Origin of the sequence: Streptomyces amakusaensis, assembly GCF_039532665.1 — a bacterium.
Classification (GTDB): Bacteria; Actinomycetota; Actinomycetes; order Streptomycetales; family Streptomycetaceae; genus Streptomyces; species Streptomyces amakusaensis.
This window is the reverse complement of record NZ_BAAASB010000004.1, coordinates 25176-45210: the sequence shown is the minus strand read 5'-3', so window position 1 is coordinate 45210 and position 20035 is coordinate 25176. Positions and strand designations below refer to the sequence as shown.

The 20035-nt window shown below is 73.2% G+C and carries 16 protein-coding genes; 9 read left to right on the top strand and 7 right to left on the bottom strand.

The window, feature by feature from the left end:
• Positions 1-9 precede the first annotated feature (9 nt).
• Entirely contained in the window at positions 10-2055 is a 2046-nt protein-coding gene (locus tag ABD371_RS07790) for an FAD/NAD(P)-binding protein (protein WP_344474208.1), read from the top strand.
• A complete protein-coding gene (locus tag ABD371_RS07785) occupies positions 2052-3752 on the top strand; it encodes an AMP-binding protein (RefSeq protein ID WP_344474206.1) in 1701 nt (566 codons plus the stop codon). The genes ABD371_RS07790 and ABD371_RS07785 overlap by 4 nt, the downstream gene beginning before the upstream one ends.
• A 19-nt stretch (positions 3753-3771) precedes the next feature.
• Here the strand turns inward: ABD371_RS07785 and ABD371_RS07780 are convergent, their stop codons facing one another.
• From ABD371_RS07780 to ABD371_RS07760, 5 genes are all read right to left on the bottom strand, one after another.
• The gene (locus ABD371_RS07780) at positions 3772-4233 is read right to left on the bottom strand and encodes a S26 family signal peptidase (RefSeq protein ID WP_344474204.1); all 462 of its coding nucleotides are present in this window, start codon (positions 4231-4233) and stop codon (positions 3772-3774) included.
• A complete protein-coding gene (locus ABD371_RS07775) occupies positions 4230-6098 on the bottom strand; it encodes an ABC transporter ATP-binding protein (protein WP_344474202.1) in 1869 nt (622 codons plus the stop codon). Before ABD371_RS07775 ends, ABD371_RS07780 begins: the two co-directional genes overlap by 4 nt.
• Positions 6095-6670 carry a TlpA family protein disulfide reductase gene (locus ABD371_RS07770; protein ID WP_344474200.1) on the bottom strand — a complete coding sequence of 192 codons (576 nt, stop codon included), beginning with the start codon at positions 6668-6670 and terminating at the stop codon, positions 6095-6097. Before ABD371_RS07770 ends, ABD371_RS07775 begins: the two co-directional genes overlap by 4 nt.
• 18 nt (positions 6671-6688) lie before the next feature.
• A complete protein-coding gene (locus ABD371_RS07765) occupies positions 6689-7249 on the bottom strand; it encodes a MauE/DoxX family redox-associated membrane protein (protein ID WP_344474198.1) in 561 nt (186 codons plus the stop codon).
• Positions 7250-7328: 79 nt separating this feature from the next.
• Complete coding sequence (locus ABD371_RS07760; protein WP_344474196.1) at positions 7329-7520, bottom strand: hypothetical protein; 192 nt, start codon at positions 7518-7520, stop codon at positions 7329-7331.
• A gap of 316 nt (positions 7521-7836) precedes the next feature.
• On the opposite strand from ABD371_RS07760, the gene ABD371_RS07755 reads away from it, so the two are divergent.
• Positions 7837-8793, top strand: coding sequence for an RICIN domain-containing protein (locus ABD371_RS07755; RefSeq protein WP_344474194.1), 957 nt, complete (start codon positions 7837-7839; stop codon positions 8791-8793).
• A gap of 21 nt (positions 8794-8814) precedes the next feature.
• On the opposite strand, the gene ABD371_RS07750 is transcribed toward ABD371_RS07755, so the two are convergent.
• Positions 8815-10107, bottom strand: a complete 1293-nt coding sequence (locus ABD371_RS07750) for a hypothetical protein (protein ID WP_344474193.1) — start codon at positions 10105-10107, stop codon at positions 8815-8817.
• A 385-nt stretch (positions 10108-10492) separates the two neighbouring features.
• Here ABD371_RS07750 and ABD371_RS07745 point away from each other — a divergent pair, with 385 nt between their 5' ends.
• The 6 genes from ABD371_RS07745 (at position 10493) to ABD371_RS07720 (ending at position 19742) form a co-directional block, all read left to right on the top strand.
• Entirely contained in the window at positions 10493-11434 is a 942-nt protein-coding gene (locus tag ABD371_RS07745; protein ID WP_344474192.1) for a hypothetical protein, read from the top strand.
• A 76-nt stretch (positions 11435-11510) separates the two neighbouring features.
• A complete protein-coding gene (locus ABD371_RS07740) occupies positions 11511-11879 on the top strand; it encodes a hypothetical protein (protein WP_344474190.1) in 369 nt (122 codons plus the stop codon).
• A 40-nt stretch (positions 11880-11919) separates the two neighbouring features.
• Positions 11920-13233, top strand: coding sequence for a hypothetical protein (locus ABD371_RS07735; RefSeq protein WP_344474188.1), 1314 nt, complete (start codon positions 11920-11922; stop codon positions 13231-13233).
• 2 nt (positions 13234-13235) lie between these two features.
• Entirely contained in the window at positions 13236-14264 is a 1029-nt protein-coding gene (locus ABD371_RS07730) for a polyprenyl synthetase family protein (RefSeq protein ID WP_344474186.1), read from the top strand.
• Between the two features lie 71 nt (positions 14265-14335).
• Complete coding sequence (locus tag ABD371_RS07725; protein ID WP_344474184.1) at positions 14336-16036, top strand: hypothetical protein; 1701 nt, start codon at positions 14336-14338, stop codon at positions 16034-16036.
• A 115-nt stretch (positions 16037-16151) separates the two neighbouring features.
• Positions 16152-19742: a hypothetical protein gene (locus tag ABD371_RS07720; RefSeq protein ID WP_344474182.1), complete on the top strand. Its 3591-nt coding sequence runs from the start codon at positions 16152-16154 to the stop codon at positions 19740-19742.
• 33 nt (positions 19743-19775) lie between these two features.
• Here the strand turns inward: ABD371_RS07720 and ABD371_RS07715 are convergent, their stop codons facing one another.
• Positions 19776-20000, bottom strand: coding sequence for a hypothetical protein (locus ABD371_RS07715; RefSeq protein WP_190124280.1), 225 nt, complete (start codon positions 19998-20000; stop codon positions 19776-19778).
• Positions 20001-20035 lie beyond the last annotated feature (35 nt).

The following is a 20035-nucleotide window of genomic DNA, read 5'->3' as shown; positions in this document are numbered from 1 at the left end:
GAGACCGTCATGCCTGCGACAACCGCCCCCGCGACCCCCGCCCTCACCCTCGCCGTCGTCGGGACCGGGCCGCGCGGCCTCGCCGTGCTGGAGCGGCTCGCCGTACGGCTGACCGAGGAGGCCGCACGAGCCCGCCGCGCGGGCCGGAGACCCGCCGCCGTGACCCTTCGCGCCATCGATTCCCACGAGGTGGGCGCGGGGCGGATCTGGCGCACCGACCAGTCCGGCTGGTACACGATGAACACCGTCGCGGGCCAGGTCACCATGTACTCCGGCGGCCCCGACGGCGGCCCGGCGCGCCCGGGCGCGGGCCCCTCGCTCGGCGAATGGCTCGCCGCCCACGCCCGGCCCGGCGAACGCGTCCCCGGACCCGACGACTACGCCCCCCGGGCCGTGTACGGCCGCTATCTGCGCTCCGTGCACCGCTCCATCGCCGCTCATCTGCCGCCCCACGCGCGGCTCGTCGACCACAGCGCCCGCGTCGACGCCCTCGTCCCCCTGCCCGCCGGCGGATACCGGCTCACCCTGGACCGTCCCCCGTACACCCTGCGCGCCGACGCGGTCCTGCTCGCCACCGGCCATCCGCACAAGGAACCCGGCGACCCGGAGCGCGCGTTGCTGGAGTTCGCCCGCAGCCACCCGGGCGTGCGCTACCTCCCCGGCGACTCGGCGGCCGACCTGGAGCCGGAACTCGGCGAGTCGGCCGTCCCGCCCGGCGCACCGATCGCGGTGCGAGGGCTCGGACTCTCCTTCTACGACGTACTGCTCACCCTCACCGTGGGCCGCGGCGGACGCTTCGTCCGCGCCCCGGACGGAGCACTGCGCTACGAGCCCGGCGGCCGGGAACCGCGCATCCTCGCCGGATCGCGCGGCGGACTGCCGATCCCCGCGCGCGGACGCAACGAGAAGAGCCCGGCCCACCGCCACCGGGCGCTCTTCCTCACCCCGTCCGCACTCGCCGCCGCCCGCGCGCGGCGGGCCGCCGCCACCGGCGGAGACCGGCGGCTGGACTTCGCCGAGGACGTGCTGCCGCCGCTGCTGAAGGAGTTGGAGCACGTCTACTGGACGGCGCACGTCCGGGCCCGCTCGGGGCCCCGGCGCGCCGCCCGGTTCGCCGTCCGCCACGCCGCCGCCCTGCGCGAGGGCCGCGACACCTCGGCGCTCCTCGCCCGCGAGCGGCTCGACGGCGTCCCGGCGCTCGATCCGGCCGCGCTCGCCCGGCCGTTCGCCGGGGAGGACTTCACCGGCCCCGGTGACTTCCGCGACCGGGTGCTCCGCGCCCTGGACCAGGATCTGGCCGAGGCCGCCCTCGGGAACGTCGGCGGCCCGCTCAAGGCCGCGCTCGACGTACTGAGGGACATCCGCTCCACGATCCGCGAAGCCGTCGACCACGGCGGGCTGCTGCCCCGCTCCCACCGGGACGCCTTCGCGCACGGCTTCCTCCCCCTCAACTCGCTGCTGTCGGCGGGCCCGCCCGCCGAACGCGTCGAGCAGCTCCGCGCCCTGATCCGTCAGGGCCTGGTCGAGATCGTCGGCCCGGAGACGGTGTTCCGGGCGGACGAGGAGAGCGGCCGGTTCACCGTCTCCTCTCCCCGGGTGCCGGGCTCCGCCCGCACGGCCGCCGTCCTGGTGGACGCCCGGATCCCCTCGCCGGAGCTGCGCCGGGACACCGCGCCGCTGACCCGGTCGCTGCTCGCACAGGGGCTGATCAGGGAGTTCGTCACCGTCAGCCCGGACGGGGAACGCCACCCCACCGGCGGGCTCGATGTCACCGAGGGCCCCGGCCGGGTGCTGAACGCCCGGGGCGAGCCGGTGGCCGGGCTGTACGCGCTCGGCATCCCCACCGAGCACACCCGGTGGTTCACCCAGGTCGGCGGCGGCCGGCCCGGCGCGCCCACCCGCTTCCACCAGGATGCCGACGCGGTCGCCGCCGCGATGCTCGCCGACCGCCCGGCCCCGGCTCCCGTCCCGGCTCCCGTTCCGGCCCCTGTTCCTGTTCCTGTCCCCGCCCTTGTCGCACCCCCGCACCCGGCCACGGAGGAGGCTCCGCGATGAACGCCCCGCCCCCCGGCCCCACGGCCGCCTTCCGGGCGGCGCGCGACACCCTGCTGCGGCACCGCACCGACCCGGCCGCCGCGCACCGGGAGTTCCGCTGGCCGCGCCCCGCCCGCTTCAACTGGGCACTCGACTGGTTCGACGCCGTCGCCGCCGACCCGGCCCGGCGCGACCGGACGGCGCTGCGGCTGGTCCACGGCCCCCGCCTCGCGGACGACACCACCCTCACCTGGGCCGGGCTCTCCCGCCGCTCGGCACGGCTCGCGAACCGGCTGCGCGGCCTCGGAGTGCGGCGCGGCGACCCCGTCCTGCTGCTCCTCGACAACCAGGAGGCGCTGTGGGAGACCATGCTCGCCGCCGTCAAACTCGGCGCGGTACTGGTCCCGACGTACATCACCGCCACCGCCGCCGAACTGGAGGACCGCGTCGAACGAGCCGGGGTGCGCTGCGTCGTCGCCGACGCCGGGCTGATCGACCGGCTGGGCCAGTGGCGTCCCGACGTCCCCCTCGCGATCGCCGTCCCGGCCGCCGGACCCCCCTGGAAGCCGTACGAGGACCACGGAACGGCCTCCGCCGACTTCCGCCCCGACGGGCCGACGGACGCCCGCGATCCGCTGCTGCGGTACTTCACCTCCGGCACCACCTCCCGGCCCAAACTCGTCGAGCACACCCACACCAGCTATCCGATCGGCCATCTCACCGGCATGTACTGGAACGGACTGCTCCCCGGCGACGCCCACCTCAACGTCTCCGCGCCCGGCTGGGCCAAACACGCCTGGAGCTCCTTCTTCACCCCCTGGAACGCGGAGGCCGCCGTGGTGGCCCTGGACTCGGCCGCCTCCGCGCGGCCGGAGACCGTGCTCGATGTGCTGCGCACCCGTGCGATCACCTCCTTCTGCGCCCCGCCGACGGTGTGGCGGGCCCTCCTCGCCGCCGGTCCCGGGCCCCGGCCGCCCGCGCTGCGGGAGGCGGTGTCGGCGGGCGAACCCCTGGACGCGGGGCTGCTCCACTCCTTCCGGCGGGCGTGGGGGATCGCCGTACGCGAGGGCTACGGCCAGACGGAGACCACCGCCCGGCTCGGCTGGACGCCGGGCGCCGACCCCGTGCCCGACCATGTCGGCCACCCCCTGCCGGGCTGCGACGCCCTGCTGACCGACCCCGGCACCGGGCGCGAGGTCCCCGACGGGACACCCGGCGAACTCTGCCTCGACCTCGCGGAACGGCCCGTCGGGCTGATGCGCGGCTACGCGGACGACCCCGCGCGCACCGCCGGGGCGTTCGCGGACGGCCGCTACCGCACCGGAGACCTCATGGTCCGCTCCCCGGGCGGACCGCTGCGCTGCCTCGGCCGCACCGACGACCGGTTCAACTCCTCGGGGCACCTCCTCTCCCCCCGGGAGCTGGAGGCCGTCGTGCTGCGCTGCCCGGCCGTCCGCGAGGCCGCCGTCGTCCCCGTGCCGGACCCGGCGGGCCGCCAGGTCCCCAAGGCGTACATCGTCCTCGCGCCCGGCGCTTCTCCCGGGGCCGCGGCCGACGCGGTCTTCGCCCTGCTGCGGGCCGAACTGCCCGAGGAGAAGCGGATCCGCGCCCTGGAGTTCCGCGCCTCGCTGCCGCGCACCCCGTCCGGGAAGGTGCGCCGCGCGGCCCTGCGGAACGCGGCCCCGGGGCCCGGGCACCGGCCGCGGCCGGACCGATGAGCCCCGGCCCGGCCGCCCGTCAACCGGACGGCAGACGCCTCAGCACCGTGCCCAGCACGCGCTCCGCCGGGAAGTACCCCACCCGGCGCGAGTCGAAGCTGACCTCCCGGTTGTCGCCCAGCAGGACCAGACTGCCGAGCGGGACCCGCTGCTCGGGGACGGCGGCCAGCGCGGGAACCCGGTCACGGGGCACCGGGTCGCCCGGCGCGGCGGCCACCCGCTTGATCAGCCACTGGCGGGCCGCCACCTCGGCGGCCCGCCCGTGCCGGGGCACGGGCGGCAGCCGCCAGCCCGCGCCCGCCGTCGGCCGCTCCACCACCACGACCTCTCCCGGTGCCGGTGCCAGGCCCCGGCGCACGAGCACCCGGTCGGCGTCGTGGTACGAGGGCTCCATGCTCGCGCCGCGCACGGTCACGGCGACGAGCCCGCGCGTCAGCGCCGCGTACAGCAGCCGGAGTCCGGCCGCTCCGACCGCCGTCACCGTCCTCCGTCCAGCGCCGGGTCCGGCTCGCCCTCGCCCCGGTACCCGGCGGCCTGAAGGGTGAACAGCCGGGCGTACGCGCCCCGGGCGGCCATCAGGGCGGCGTGGTCGCCCTGTTCCACGACGCTCCCCCCGGCGAGTACGACGATGGTGTCCGCCTCGCGCACCGCCCCGAGGCGGTGGGAGATGAGCAGGCTGGTCCGGCCCTCGCGATGCCGCCGCAGGGAGGTGTGCGCCTCGTGCTCGGCGACCGCGTCGAGCCCGGCGGAGGGCTCGTCCAGAATCATCAGATCGGGCCCTTCGCGCAGAAGGGCGCGGGCCAGCGCGAGGCGCTGCCACTGCCCGCCGGAGAGTTCCACCCCGGTCTCCGGATCGTCCTTCCCGGTCTCCATGAAGAACATCCGGGACAGCAGCGTGTCGTAGCCCCGGGGGAGCGCGGCGAGCTTCTCGTGGATGCCCGCCCGTGCCGCGGCGGTCTCGATCCGCCCGCGGTCGCCCAGCGCGTCGAGGTCCCCGAGACCGATGTTGTCGGCGGCCGTCATGTCGTACCGCATGTAGTCCTGGAAGACCGCGCCGATCCTGCGCCGCAGCTCACCGGGGTCGAGGAGGCGGATGTCCGTGCCGTCCCACAGGATGGCGCCCCGGGTGGGGTCGTAGAACCGGCAGAGCAGTTTGACGAGCGTGGACTTGCCGGCCCCGTTGAGCCCGACGAGCGCGAGGGACGAGCCGCGGGGGACGAAGACGCTGACGCCCCTCAGGACGTAGGGATGCGCCTCGGAGTAGCGGAACCACACGTCCCGCAACTCGATGCCGTGGCGCAGCGCGCCCGGCGGCCGGGGCCGGGGAGCCACGGGCAGGTCGGGTCCGGCCGCCGTGACGGCCAGGAAGTGGTCGAAGAGCAGCAGTGCCTGGTACGACCTGGCGATCTCTCCCGCGAGGGTCGCCAGCGCCCCCTGCACCCCGCCCACCGCCGCGACGAACATCGCGAGGCCCCCGACCGTCAGCGTGCCCGCCCTGGCCTCGGCCACCGCCCACACCAGCCCGCCGCCCGCGACGGCGGCGGCGAGCACGCCCAGCAGCGACTGGGTGAGGGCCTCCCGGCGGTCGACGGCCCGCTTCGCGGCATTGGCGCTCCGCCGTTCCGCCAGCATGCGGCGGCGGAGGAAAGGGCCCGTGCCGAAGAGCCGGATCTCCTTCGCCGCAGCCACGCCCGCGAGGAGGTCCCCGTAGAAGAACTCCCGGCGCTCGATGGGCCCCACGTCCCACAGCACCCGGGCGCGGCGTCGCGACAGCGCCACCTCGGCGGCCAGCACGGGCAGACCGGACGCCAGCACCAGGGCCGCCATCAGCGGGCCGAGGAGGAGCAGCGACCCCAGGAAGCCCAGGATCGTCACGGCGGCGCGGACGCCTCCGAGCACGCCGTCGACGGCCTGGTTGGGAGCCGTGCCGCCCGCTCCCTGCGCCAGCCGCAGTCTGTCGAGGAAGGCGGGGTCCTCGAAGCGGGCCAGCCCGGTGAACCGTTCGACCGCGCCGAACAGCCGGTCCTGGGCGAGGACTCCGGCCTTCCGCTCCAGCTCGGCCCGGAGGTACTGGCTCAGATGCGGCGTGGCCGAGGCCGCGACGCCCACGGCCGCGAGGCCCGCCGCGAGCATCAGCAGGGACCGCCACGACGCCGGGGCGGCGACCAGCTCGTCCAGGAGCAGGGTGGTGAGCCAGGCCGCCGCCACCGGCAGCGAGCCGGCGACGAGGGTCAGCGCCAGATAGGAGGCCAGCGCGCCGGGGGCGGCCCGGGCGGTGAGGGAGAGCGCGGCGGCGGCGTGCCGCCGGGTGGGGCCCCCGGCCCCGGCGGGCTCGCTCCCGCTCATGCCGCCGGGTGCGGACGGGTGGCCGCGGACTCCCTCGCCGGCCGCCGCTCCAGCCGCACCTGGTTGTCCGTCACCACCAGGGAGCCGCCGTCGTCCGGCGCGACCTTGAGCAGGGTCGGGAACATCTCGGCCTTGAAGGCCAGGCCCATGGGTCCGCCGGGATCCTCCACCACCACCCGTGCCACGGGCGACAGCCGGGAGACGAAGCCCGCCGCCGCGTCCCGGTCGCCCACCACGACGGCCACCGGCCGGTCCTCCGGGCTCCCCGCCCCGTCCGCACTCCTCGCGTACGAGACGAACGCGGGCAGCTTCTCCTCGCACGGCCCGCAGCCGGGCGAGAAGAACGCGACGAGCGTGTCCTGCGCGAACATCGCCCCGCTGAGCGGCTCGCCGTCGACGGTGGTCGCCGCGAAGTCGGCGACGCTCCCGCCCACCGGGATGGCGGGCGTGGGCGGCGGGGCGGTCAGCAGCTCGGTGTGTTCCCGCAACCGCTTGATCACGCCCAGCGTGAGCACCAGGTCCAGGGTGCAGAGCAACCCCACGAACACCACCAGTGCGGTCAGGAAGGGCATACGGTCTCCTCTGGGTCGTCATGGTCGGAGGGTGCGGACGGGACGGAACAGCTCGGCGATGTCGTCCAGCGCGGCTGTCAGCGCCCCCAGGGCCAGCCCGGCCAGCACGGCCGCCGCCGCGCCGCCGGGGTCCACCGTTCCCACCGTTCCCACCGGTCCGGGGCGGAGGGCGGCGAGTACGCCGAGCGCGGCCACCGCCGCGAGGACGGCGTTGCGTACGAGGTGCCGCACGCCCAGCGGGACGGCGGAGGCCCCGAAGCACCGGCACGGGGCGGCGGTCCCGCGCCGCAGCGCCCGGACGATACCGGCGGCGAAGACGGCCAACAGCCCTGCGGCGGCGAGGAATCCGGCCGTGACGGCGGGGGCGGGCAGAGGGGCGAGCAGCAGTACGGACACCGCGCACTCGGCCGACAGCACCCCCAGCGCCACCGGCCGGGCCAGCCCCGGCCGCAGGACGCGCAGCGCGCGGACCGAGGCGACGAAGGCCCCGAAGGACCCCCGTCCCGCCACCTTGCCGAGCACGGCCGCCAGGAACACCGCGCCCAGCAGACAGCGGGCGCCGATGACCAGGTACGGCATCACACCTCCCCGGTGCGCGCGCGGCGGTACGGCGCCGGGCGCGCCGTGAAGCCGCCGCCCGGCGCCGAGGGGATGGGAGCTACTGGCACTGCACCGGGTTGGAGCAGCCGTGCCCGTCGCAGCAGTAGGCCTTGCAGGGACGGTTGTTGGGACACTGCCAGCAGGCGGGGAAGCTCTTCCAGCCACACGCGGCCGTTCCCGCCGACGCGTCGATTCCCGGGACGAACCGTTCGAGCAGTCCGGCTCCCAGCGCTTCCAGCTTCTTGAGCATCTCGACACTCCTCCTCGTCTTCGCGGAGAGCACCCGGTCGGGTGCGGGGTCCAACCTGTGGCACCGGACGGAATGTGTCAGCCCTCCCGGGCGTCCGGGACAATCCCGGACGGTCCGGGGCCGTCCCGGACGCCCGGGAGCGGGCCGCCGGACAGCCGGCGGCCCGGATCGGCCCAGGTCACGGCGGTGTGGTGGAGCGGCCTGCGGCAGGGTGTCCGGGGTGGCGAGGACAGGATCTGGACAAGTCGAGCCGCCCCGGGGCGATGGCGGGATCCGCTATTGGTGTGAGCACGCCATGATGTGGACCATCTGGGGCATGGAGAAGGAGACCACCGGGAGCCCGGAGCCGGAGCAGGCGCGGAACGGGGCCGAATTCGTCGCGCTGATGCGGGAGCTCAAGCGCGTCGCCGGACTGACCTACCGGCAGCTCGAACAGCGGGCCGCCGACCGGGGCGAGGTACTGGCGCGCAGCACCATCGCCTCCGTGCTGGGCGGCACGGCGCTGCCGCGTCCGGAGCTGCTGGCCGCCTTCGTGCACGCGTGCGGAGAGGGCCGCCGGGTCGCGGTGTGGCTGGCGGCGCGGGACGCGGTCGCCGCGCGGCAGGCCGCCGGGGCGGCGCGGGAGGAGGAGCCTCCGGCGGCCCGGCGCTCCGTGTTCTCCGGGAGGCCCGGCAGGCTTTCCGCCCTGCTCGTCACGGCGGCTGCCGCGGTGATCGTGGCCGCCGCCGCGGCGTGGATGTCTCCCGCCTCCGACGCCCCGGCGGAGCCGGACCGGTCCGGCACCGCCGGGCGGTCGCCCCAGCCGTCCGGTGCCTGGGCCCCGCCGCCGAGCGGCTGGGTGCTCATCCGCCCGGTCACCGAACCCCGTCTCTGTCTGACCGACGGACGGGTCCAGGACCGGCGGTACACCCCGCTCGTCGCCGTGCAGCGGCCGTGCGGCAGCGTGGCACCGCAGAACACCATGCTGGAGCCGATGGGCGGGGACACCTACCGCATCCAGTGGCACCACCCCGACTACGGCAAGGGCTGTCTGAAGGCCCTGACCGACGGGCCGGGCGCGGGACTGCTGGAGCCGATGGACGCCTGCCAGGACGCCAGCCGCTTCCACATCGAACCGTCCGGGGCCGACGGCAGCGGCTGGTACGTGCTCCGCGTCGCCGGACAGGGCTGTGTGGGGATCAAGGGGTCGGGGACGTCCGAGGGCACCGAGGCCGTGATGGAACGGTGCGTGGGCAAGGGCGGCCAGGTCTTCCTGATCAACTCGGCCGCCTGACCCCGCCCGCGTCCCGGCCGTCTACCGCTTGGTGACGGAGACGTCTCCCCGGAGGGAGAGCGCGTCGCCGTACCGGCCGAGCGTCAGATCGGTCGGTGTGACGTCGAGATGGACCGGGTCCAGGTCGACGGGGACGGTCGGGAGGCTGCCCAGGGGGAACTCGATGCCCCGGAAGGCGTCGCCGACGAGGCCGCCGAGGGTGGACGAGAGGGCGTTGGCCACCCAGGAGGCGATGACGCTGACGAGGTCGTCGTGCGGATAGATCTCCAGGTCGAAGGGGCTCACGCTCTCCGTCGTGGCCTTGAGCGTGGTGCCGGACGTCGACAGGGTGAGCGTGACGGTGGGGTCCGGATCCAGCGCGAGATCGTAGAACGCGTCGGTAGAACTGCCCCAGAACCATTTGATACCGGCGCTTCCGCTGCCGGTGGCGGAGGCGTGGACGCGCACGGTCGGGAGCTCGGCGTCGTCCACGACCTCGCACCGCACCTGATGGAGGACGATCGTCGCGTTGTAGTAGCCGGTGCCGACGCCGAAGTCCGCCGAGTCGTCGGCGGGGAAGGACATCCCTTCGAGGTAGGCGGTGGCCGCCTCGGCGATCCGCTGGACCGTGTCCGTGCCGAGCAGGGCGAAGAAGGAGCTCGTCGGCCAGGCGTCCGGGAAGGGCGGCCGCGGTACGCCGTGCTCCGCCAGATTCATGACGGCCACGACCTGCCCCGGGCCGATGACGGGAACCGGGTCCGAGAGGCTGAGCAGCGGGATGTCCGGCTTGGGCAGGCTGATGCCCGAGAGGATCTCACGGGACTGGTCGAGGACGGCGGGCAGCACCACATTGTCCAGGATCACCTTCTGGACCTCGCTGGTGTCGCCGGCCACCGCCTTGAGCGGGTTCAGGGTGAGCAGCCCGGAGGGTGAGGTGCTGGCCTGGACGTCCACCGTCACGGTCACGTCCCCCTGTACGAGGTCCCCGCCGCCGCCCGTGTCGACGGTGACATGGACCTGGTGCAGGACGACCTGGAAGGTGCTCCCGTCCAGTGAGGTCCGCAGGGTGGCGGCGTACTCCGAAAGCTCTTCCTCGGTGAACCGCCGGCTCCCGTCCTCGGTGAAGCGCGCGCGCAACTCCTCCTCGGTGTGGGCGGGCGGGGTGAGGTCGAAGACGGGGGCGGTCCTGACGTCCCATGTCACCGTGGTGGGAGTGCCTCCGGCGTCGTACGGCTCGGAGCCGGTGAAGTACCTCGGATACAGCTGGCCGTAGACCTCCTCGGCCACCTTGTTCACGATGCCGGCGTCGGCTCCGACTGCGAGGTCGTACGTCATGGGGCGACTTCCTCCGATTCCTCCGGGCGAAGGGGCGGCCAAGAGGGCTCGTTCCGGGCGGGGTCCGGAGCCTCCGATGCCGCTGATCCGGCAACACTGCCCAAAATATGCGGAGTTGACCTACTCAAAGAGCGTAATGTCCGATTATAACTTCTTGAGGCTGGGTGAATTGGCCGGGATCCATGGCGGGAAACCGTCGGGGCGCTCACCGGGCCGGGAACCCGTCGCCGCTGGTCGTGCCCGATTCGCCACGGACGCGCGCCCGCCGCCGCGCCCCAGTGCCCTGGTGCCGAAACTGACGCGTTCGAAGCCGCCCGAGCACCGCTTTGCGACAGGGCGGAGCAAGCTGTGGTGCGGTCATCCGGGGTGCTTTTGGATGGGCGGCGTGAGCGACTCAAATTTCGACCTCGCGGTCGGAGTCGGCGGCGACGCCCTCGACTCCGGCCTTCAGAAGGCTTACGAACTGCATCGCGACGCGTTCCGGGGGAGCGTCACCCCGGACCCCATCGACGGCACGGCCTACACCTTCGCCTGGGACTTCCTGGACGCCCCCGCCCTCGTCCTCGCCCCGCCCGACGAGGACCTCTGGAACGAGATGATCAAGGCGGACGGCGTCACGGACCTCCCGGACTCCGGGGTGCTCCAATTCGTCGCCCAGCGGCTCCAGGCGGACTGCAAGGTGGCGGACACCGCCCTCCCCCAGGTCACCGGCAAGGTCACGGTGGCCCTGCGATTGACACTCGACGGCGGCGGAGGCATCACCGCCGTCCCCCTGGGAGTCTGGCTGGAGAACCTTCCCGACGGCCCGACCAGCATCATCGTCAAGAACGTCGTCGTCCCCGCACTCCTCACCCAGGGCACCACCCTGCTCAAGGGGCTGAAGATCCCGGCCCAGAACCTCTTCGGTGAGACGGTCGCCCTGAGCGTCGTCCGCGTGGACGTCATCCCCACCCATCTGGTCCTCGCCTCGACGGTGAACACGACGGCGGGGCCCTCGCCGGCGGCGCGTCCCGAACCCGTGGACTGGCCCACGGACAAGCAGGTGTTCACGCTCATCGGCAAGGGGCTGCTGGCCACGCTCCTGACGGCCTCCGTCAAGCGGTACGAGAACACACAGCTCGCCAAGGGCGACAAAACCATCCAATATCTCGCCTCGGCCCAGTGGGACGCCACCTTCCGGCGAGCCGTGAATCTGACGGTCGGAGCCGACCCGACGACCGCCTCGGCCGGAGTCGACATCGACTGGCACGCCGAACTCGACCTCGTACCCCTCTCCCCGGACGGCGGCGGAGGCTGCGCCCTGTCCAAGGCGGGCCACGAATCGTGACGCGGCGACGATCCGTCAGAACGACCCGCCAGGGCCGCTCGGCACGCACCGACCGGCCAGTCAGGAGAGACACGCCATGTCAGCGCCCATCGAATTCGACGTCTCCTACGCGCCGGACCCGCCCGTCGTCACGGTCCAGGCCACCGGAATCACCGACACCGCCCTCACCGTGAAGGTCACCGGCCTCGACCTGGAACGTGTCACCTTCACTCCCAAGACGGTCCTCGCCGACGCCCTCTCCGGCCTCGTCAACGACCTCGCCCTCGCGGCCCCCGGCATCGTCAAGAAGAAGACCGAAGGGCTCACCCCCGACATTCCTCTCGGAACGCCGATCGGCTGTGACATCCCGATCGGCGACGCGACCGTCAAGCTGCGGCTGGCCGCGCCCGAGCTGGCCGCCCACGGCGACATGCTCATGATCAGCGGGACCGCCGACGTCTCCTGACCACCCCGTCCACCGGTCCGACACACCGCAGGAGACGTACGTGAGCACCCCGAACCCCGAAGCCCGGCCACTCCACCTCGCGGACACCCCCGGCTACCCCCTCGCCCGGACCGTCGAACTGCCCGACACGGCCGGACACCCCACCGGCTCCCTCAGCATCCGCTTCGGCGCGCTCCGGGTCAGCGCCGAAGGGCGGCCGGAGGCCGTCGCCGGGCGGCAGCACACGTACCGCCTCCCGGCGCTCCTCCTCACCGGCCGGTACGCGCTCGACACCCGCCCCGACGAGATCCGCGACCTCGACACCGCCGGCGATCTGCGCCCGCTCTCCGAAGAAGCGAGACGGCCCACCCTCCCCGCCGCGAGCCGCGCCGCCGCCGTCACACCCGACCCGCCGGACGAGGAGACCCTGCGCAAGTGGCGCGACCGCGCCGACACCCACCGCGACAAGCTGATGCGGACCGAGAAGGGACAGCAACTGCTCATCACCTACGGGCAGAACAACGAGACCTTCTACGGCATCTTCGACAGCTCCAGCACACTGCGGAAGAACTGGCGCAGAAACGGCGTCACCCGGCGCATGTCCGAACACACCTACACCAACACGGACCTGGGAGCGACGGGCGACGGCGCGAACGCGGTCAACGACTGGACCGACCCGGACCAGGGGACCACGTACAACTCGCACGCGTTCGTCCAGTACGTCAACGTCACCAGCGCCCTCTCCTTCGAGATGGGCTTCGCGACGGCCCCCGAGGACCAGAACACCTACGGCGACGCCCTGGACGCGGCACAGAAGTTCGCCACGGCGGTCAACGACACCGGGAACTCCGGCGAACAGACCACCCCCCTGACCCATGAGCAGATCTACACCTCCATCGAACAGCACCCCGGCGAGGTCCGCGCGACGACACCCGAGGAGCTGGACCGCTATGTCGGACTGGTCCACGGCACCTACAGCGCCGCCCCGGAGGACGAGCCCGACGAGTGGTTCCCCCTCTCGGAGGAGCACCGGGAACGCTACCGGCGATTCGGCAAGGAGGCCTACGAGGCCAGGGCACAGGAACAGCCGGCCGCGACCCACACCCTCCACCGGGGCGACTGCCACGCCCGCCTGGACGACGTGCTGATCACCCTCGACCCCGCCCGGGGCGACGCCACCGTCACCCTGCCGCCCCTCACCCTCCACATCGACGACGCCGACTGGCGGGGCCCGGCCGGGGAGGTGGCCAGGGAACGGCTGCGGACCATGCGATTCGTCCAGGAACTGCTCCGCGACGCGGTCGCCGAGACCCTGCGGCACGCCGCGCTCACCGGCATCGCCGGCTTCGGCCCGCCCGGGGACGGGCGGTCCTGACCGTGCTCACCCTCGACCCGGGCACCCCCGCCGAAGACCTCACCACCGCCCTCTGGGCCGGGCTGCTCGCCGACGACCGGCCGCACTTCGACGCCATCCTCGCCGAGGCGCTCGCCCCCCAGCGGGAGTATCTGAGCGACACCGAACAAGCCCTCTACCGCCAGGGGAAACGGCTCCGCCCGGCGGTCCTGCTGCTCGCCGCCCGCATGGTCCTCGGCCCCGCGCCACTGCCCCGAAAAGTGCTGCAAGGAGCGGTCTCCCTGGAGATGCTCCATGTGGCGACCCTGATCCACGACGACATCATCGACGGCTCGGCGCTGCGCCGGGGGCTGCCGTCGGTCAACGCCGCACGCGGCACGGAAACCGCCGTGCTCGTCGGCGACCTCCAGTTCGTCCAGGCCATCCGGGGCTTCGTACGGACCGTGGACCGGGACCGCGACATGGCGCTGATCGAACTGGTCCTCGACACCGCCTTCCAGATCGGCTGCGGCGAACTGGACGAACTGCGCACCGACCTGAACCAGGAACCCGCCCGGCTGATCGAGCACTACTGGCGGACCGCCGACCGCAAGACCGCCGTCCTCTTCGGCCTGGCCGCCGAGGCCGGCGTCACCCTCGCCGGCGGACGCGACGCCGACGCCCGCCGCGCGGGCTTCGCCGGCCGCCGCCTCGGCCGGGCGCTCCAGGTCATGGACGACCTCTTCGACCTGGCCCGGGACCAGGCCGAATCCGGCAAACCGCGCGGCATGGACCTGCTGCGCCGCCGCGCGACGCTGCCCCTGGTGTACGCGATGGAGGAACTGGGCCCCGACCACCGGGTGAGCCGGGTGATGCGCGGGGAACCACTGGACGCCGGAGAGCTGGAACGGTGCGTCACCCAGGTGCGGGCGACCACCGGCTTCTCCCGCGCCTACGCCGACGCGCGCGCCCAGGCGCTGGAGGCCATCGAGCTGCTGCGCCCCTTCCCGGCGAGCCACTACCGGTACGCCCTGGAGGACCTGGCGCTGTACATCGTCGACCGCAAGCCCTGAATCCCACTCCTCGTAACCCGAGAACCGAGAACCGAGAACCGAGAACCGAGAATCCGAGAAGGAGCATCGTCATGGCCAAGGCCCTGATCGACTTCGTCTACGCCACCCTGCGCAAGCGGGCCGACGACCCGGACAGCCCGTACTGGCTGCCGAAGATCCTGGAGGGAATCCGCACCCCCGACGGGCGCACCCTGTCGCCGCTGAAGGCGGACTCGTGGGAACTCGGCGAGCTGACGGGCGACACGGGGACGACGGCCGCCGACTCCATCGCCGTCGCCTGGTGGAACTTCGTGGGCAAGGCCTTCGACCGGGCGAAGAGGGACGGGGTGGGCGGACTGCCGGAGAGCCTGGACGACTTCGACAGCCAGCGCGACCGCGACGACCAGTACCCCGGGCTGACGCTTTCCGGCGTCTCGGTCACCGGTCTGCCGAACGCCTCGGTGGGCGAACTGACCGACGTCACCACGACCGAGAACGGCTACCGGGGGAGCGTGCGGATCACGACCGCCGCCTACGACAGCCACGGCTACCAGCCGCGGATCACGGTCGACGGCTCCTACCGGCTCGTCCAGCACGTCGTGGTGATCGACGACCCGGAGAGCGCCCTCGACGCTCCGGAGGTGCTCGCCGGGACGCTGAGACCGCCGACCGCGGTCCCCGCCGACGGTCTGAAGGCGTACGGGGTGGGGTGGCCGTCCCAGACGATCGAGGGGAGCGGGGCCTTCCTCTTCACCGTCGAGGGGCTGGTCCTCGATGTCCGGCTGACCATTGAGACGGCCGGGTCCGGGTCCGGGCGTACGGAGAAGGTCACGGTCGAGTCCGTCTCCGTGGCCGCCGCTCCGGCCTTCGCCCTCGACGAGGACAAACTCACGATCGACGGCGACACGATCACCGACCTGAATCGCAAGGCCTGGAAAGGGGCGGCCGTCCTCGCCTTCGACAGCCCCGACGCCGCCGAGGCCCTGACCGCCAAACTCGCCGACGCCCTGAACGCCGAGGACTTCCGCACCCAGTTCTCCGGCTCCGTCACCGATCAGCTGACGAAGGCGCTCGGCGATGTGCTGGGCACCGGCCCGCTCCCCGCGGACAGCGGCCGGCCCCCGGCGGGCGACGGACCCGTGGAGGTCTGTCTCTTCGACCGCGTGCGGGCCTCGCTCAACGACGCGGACTCCGGCTTCTACCCGCCGACCGTGGTCCGCTCCTCCAGCGATCCGGCGCTCGACCCCCTGTCGATCGACACGATCGACCTCGGCGAGCATCAGGTCATGGGCGTCCCCGTCGACTTCACCCTGAGCGAGGTCACGATCAGCGGCATCTCCGACGTGCTCATCCCCGCCGAGGACGCCGCCCTCGTCGCCGAAGGCGTCGACGCGACCCTGCGGTTCGGCCGGATCTCCCAGACACCGATCACCATCGCGGCCTCGGTCGTGGCGACCTTCGTCAAGTCCGGCGATCACCTCAACGGCACCATGACCACCACCGTGCGACAGCCCTCCGCGACCCTCGGTCTGTCCTTCTCGGGACCCGACGCCGACTCCCTCACCATCGGCCTGCGCTCGCTCACCGTCGACATCGACCCGGACCAGCTGGACATCGGCGTCCATGTCGAGGGCCTGCCCGACGAGGCGCTGCACACCATCCTCAACACCTCCGACATCAAGGACGGCTTCATCAAGGGCGTCCAGGACGGCGCGGACCGGCGCAAGGACGACATCGCCCAGGCCCTCACGGACAACGCCCGCAAGGTGATCGCCAAGAAGCTGTCGGGCTGATCCGCGACCGGTCCGTACGCCCACCGGTCCGTATGCCCACAGGTCCGTACATCCGCACGCCCATGGGTCCGTACGCCCGTACGTCCGTACGCCCCCGCCCGGAAGGCAATCCCGCATGCGGTTCACCGAACTCCAGGCACTGCTCGACCGGCACACCGCCGGCGACACCCTCAGCCTCACGGCGGCCGACCTCGGCAGCGGGCCGGCCGCCGCGCTGGTCGGCGGCTGGCTCGACGGCGGGGCCCTCACGATCGGCGCTCTCCACCGCGAGGACCACCCGGACACGAACACGGTCGTCGTCGACGGCGAACTCGACGCCCTGGGCATCACCGGCGTGCGGGTCACCGGAGTCGAGTTCGGCCTCGACCCCGTCAATCAGGACCCGACCCTCTTCATCCCCCTCGGCACGCCGGAGGGCTGGACCTTCGCCGTCTCCTTCCCCGACACCGGGGGCAGCGACCTGGCCGGTCTCGCCTTCGGCGACCGCCTGCCCGAGCTTCTGCTCACCTCCGTGCCCCGGCCCGCCCGCGACGGCCGGCCCGTACTCGACCGGGGCCTCACCCTCCACGCGCCCGAGGTCCGGGACCCGGCCCCGCTCGGCTCCCTCGCCCCGCTGGTCCGCGGCCCGGGAGCGGCCCTCTCGCTCACCGGGCCCGTACTGCGCCGTCCCGTCGGAGCCGAGACCGTGACGGAGATCGCGCTGCGCTCCGTGCCGGAGCCCTCGGAGGAGTTCGGCGGGGACTTCTCCCTGTGGGCGGGCTCGCGCGGCGACGGCCCGCCGCTCTCGTACGGGCTCCGCCTGGTCGCGGACCTGGTGCTGGCGGAGGGCGTCGGCGTGACCGTCGGCGCGCCGGTCCCCGTGGCCGGGAACGAGATCGTGCTCGCCGTGGACGCGCCGCCGGGCGGTGAGGTGGGGACCGGCGTCCTCGAAGGGTGGTACGGCACGGGCGCGGCCGTGCGGCAGCTGACCGCGCAGGGGTTCACCCTCGGCGAGGCCGTCCGGATCGCCGAACTGAGTGCGACCGTCGATGTCACGAAGATCGGTCAGGGCCTGACCGAGGCCCTGACCACGATCACCGTCAGGGCCGAGGCGAGACCCGAGGTCTCCTGGCCCGTGGTGGGGGACGACCTCGCCGTGACCGGCGTCGGGGCCCGGCTGACCGTGACCGGGCCGCTCCGGCCGAGCCGCTCCGCCACCGTCACCGGATTCGGGGACTTCACGGTGGCGGGCACGCTCGCCCTGCACGCCTCCGCGGCCATCCCGCCCGGCGGCTTCGAGCTGACCCTCGACGAGGAGACACCGGCACGGCTCAAGGACGTGCTCACGCACTTCCTCCCGAAGACCGACCTCAGCGGTGTGCCGGATCTGACGCTGAAGAAGTTCCACGGCACGGCCGCGCCCACGCGGGGCGAGTACGGGATCTCGGCCACCGTGGCGGCCGAGTGGCACATCGGCGTCGGAGCGGCCCTGCTGAGGCTCGAAGAGGCCACCCTGGAGCTGGGGCGCGAGGAGGAGGAGGCGGCATCGCAGCAGCCTGCGACCGGCGGTGCCGCCACCGCGAGGACCACCGGCTCCCTCGCCGCGCGGGCGCGGCTCGGCCCGGCCGACGGCGACGGGATCGTCTTCGACGCCGCCTGGCATCTCCCCGGCAGCTTCGAACTCGGCGGCACCTTTCCCGACACCGATCTGACCGCCCTCCTCGAAGCGCTCGCCTGCCGTGCCGATGTGCCGCTGCCCGACGGTCTGCCCAGGGTCGGTCTGAGCGGCTCGACGGTGAGACTGCGCCTCGGCGGGGCCCGGGCGGGTGAGGCCGACGAGGGCGGCGGCTATGAACTGACGGTCGGCGGCACGATCGACTTCGCCGGGGCGAAGGCGCTGACCCTGGCCGGGAAGGCGGCGAAGGGCGGCTCCGGCACCCTCTTCGCCGCCGCCTTCTGGCAGGACGGCTGGACCTGGGCGCCCAACCAGGTCCAGGGCTGGTCCGAGGTCCTGGGCATCCTCGGTGACATCACCTTCGCCAAGTCCGGCCTGGCGGTCTGCTCCGCCGACGGCGTCAACCTCGCATCGGGCCCGGCCCCTGCCCCGGACACGCTCCCCGCCACCCTGGACAAGGGCCTCACCTTCTTCACCGAGATCGGCTTCACCGGACCGCTGGAGCCGCTCAAGGCCCTGTTCGACGGCGTCGCCACCGGCGTCCACCTGGAAGCGGTCCTCGCCTCACCGGTCGGGAACTCGGTGTTCAGGGCATCCGTGGCCGAACAGAGGCTGCGCCCCGGCTTCGGCGGACTGGAAGTGGAGATCGAGCCCGCCCGGCTCAGGATCGGCCTCAGCACCTCGTGGAACTTCACCGTCCCCGCGATGGGCTCCGCCCCCGAGACCCTGCTCCAGTTCGTGGCCGGGGGAACGGTCTCCAAGGAGGGCTTCTCCCTCTCCCTCACCCTGAGGCCCGCCGGCTCCGCCCCCGGGGCGTTCGCCGGACGGCTCGACCCGAGCCAGTACGCCTTCACCCTGGAGGAACCCGGGCTCAAAGCCCTCTCGGCCACCCCCGTGACCGGTGCCGACGGACAAGTCGTGCACGACGCGGCCCGCCGTCCGGCCGAGGCCGCCACCCCGCCGCCCGGGCCCGCGTGGAAGAACGCCTTCGGTATCGAGGGCTTCGACATCGAGGCGCTCTGGGCCCAGATCGGCGGCGGGACGAGCGGGCTCACCCTGGGCATCGGAGGGTCCATCGAGGTCGGCACGGCCGGCCTCGAACTGGATGTCGTCGGAGGCTTTGAACCGGAGCCCTTCGTCACCGTGTTCCGCTTCTCCCTCACCACCGCCGACAAGGACAAGGGCGTCTCCCTCTGGGACATCCTGGCGATCGTCGTCTCCCCGCCCGACGCGCTCTCCTTCCTCAAGTCGATCGTGCTGCACGAGCTGATGTTCTGCGCCGTGACCGTGCCCGGCGGCTGGACGAGCCCGCTGGACGAGCACTGGCCGCAGGGCTACTACGGCAAGGGGAACATCGACTTCTTCGGCAACAACTGGCGTTTCGAGATCGGCGTCGGCAACGACGGCGTCTACGCCGACAGCGCGATCGCCGAACCCCTCTCCATCGGGGACTGGTTCAGCATCTCGGACAAGGACGGCACCAAGGGCCCCCGCTATCTTCTCGACACCCGGGGCATCAAGGACCACCGCCTTCCGGAGAAGATCCTCCAACTCTCCGGCAAGGTCGCGCTCCTGGGGATCTCCGCCGCCGTCGAGGCCGAACTCGGCTCGGAAGGCTTCGCCTTCACTCTTGAGGCCCACCTCCTGAGCATCCTGGATTCGCGGATCAGCTGCACCCTCCACACCGGCACCGGCCTGCGCGCCACGGCGAACGTGAAACTGGACTTCGGCGTCGACCTTCCCCGGAGCGCCCTCCTCGGCGGCATCCCCGTCCCCGGCGGCACCCTGGTCGGCATCAGGGCGAGCGGCGGCTTCGACCTCAAGGTCGACGGCGACGGCGCGAATCTGCGGCTGACCGGCGACTGCGACGCCTACCTCGCGGGTGCGCACCTGGTGGGATTCGGCCTGGACCTGACCTTCTCCATCGGAAAGTGGGACGACATCGTCGGCTACCTCGAGAACAACCCGGAGAAGCTCTTCGAGAGCCTGGGCCAGGGAATCTGGGACGCGATGAAGGACTGCGCCACGACCAGGGCGGCGGAACTCAGCTGAGGCGGGCCGCCCGGCCGGCGCGATCCGCCCCGCTCAGGACCCGAGGCCGAGTATCGCCACCGTGAGCGGCAGGGCGGGCTCCTCGGGGAGGGCCGGCGGCTCCTCGCCCCGGCCCGTGTGCGTGGCCGGGACGACCCGCAGCGCCTGGACACCGTCGGCGGCCCACGGCGCGTCCGTCGGCGGCAGCGACAGCGTCACCCGCTGGCCGTCGACGAAAGTGGTCTCCAGCTTGACCGGCTCCGGTCGGTTCGTCTCCATGACAACTCGCCTCCGTGAATGAGTCACGCGCCCCG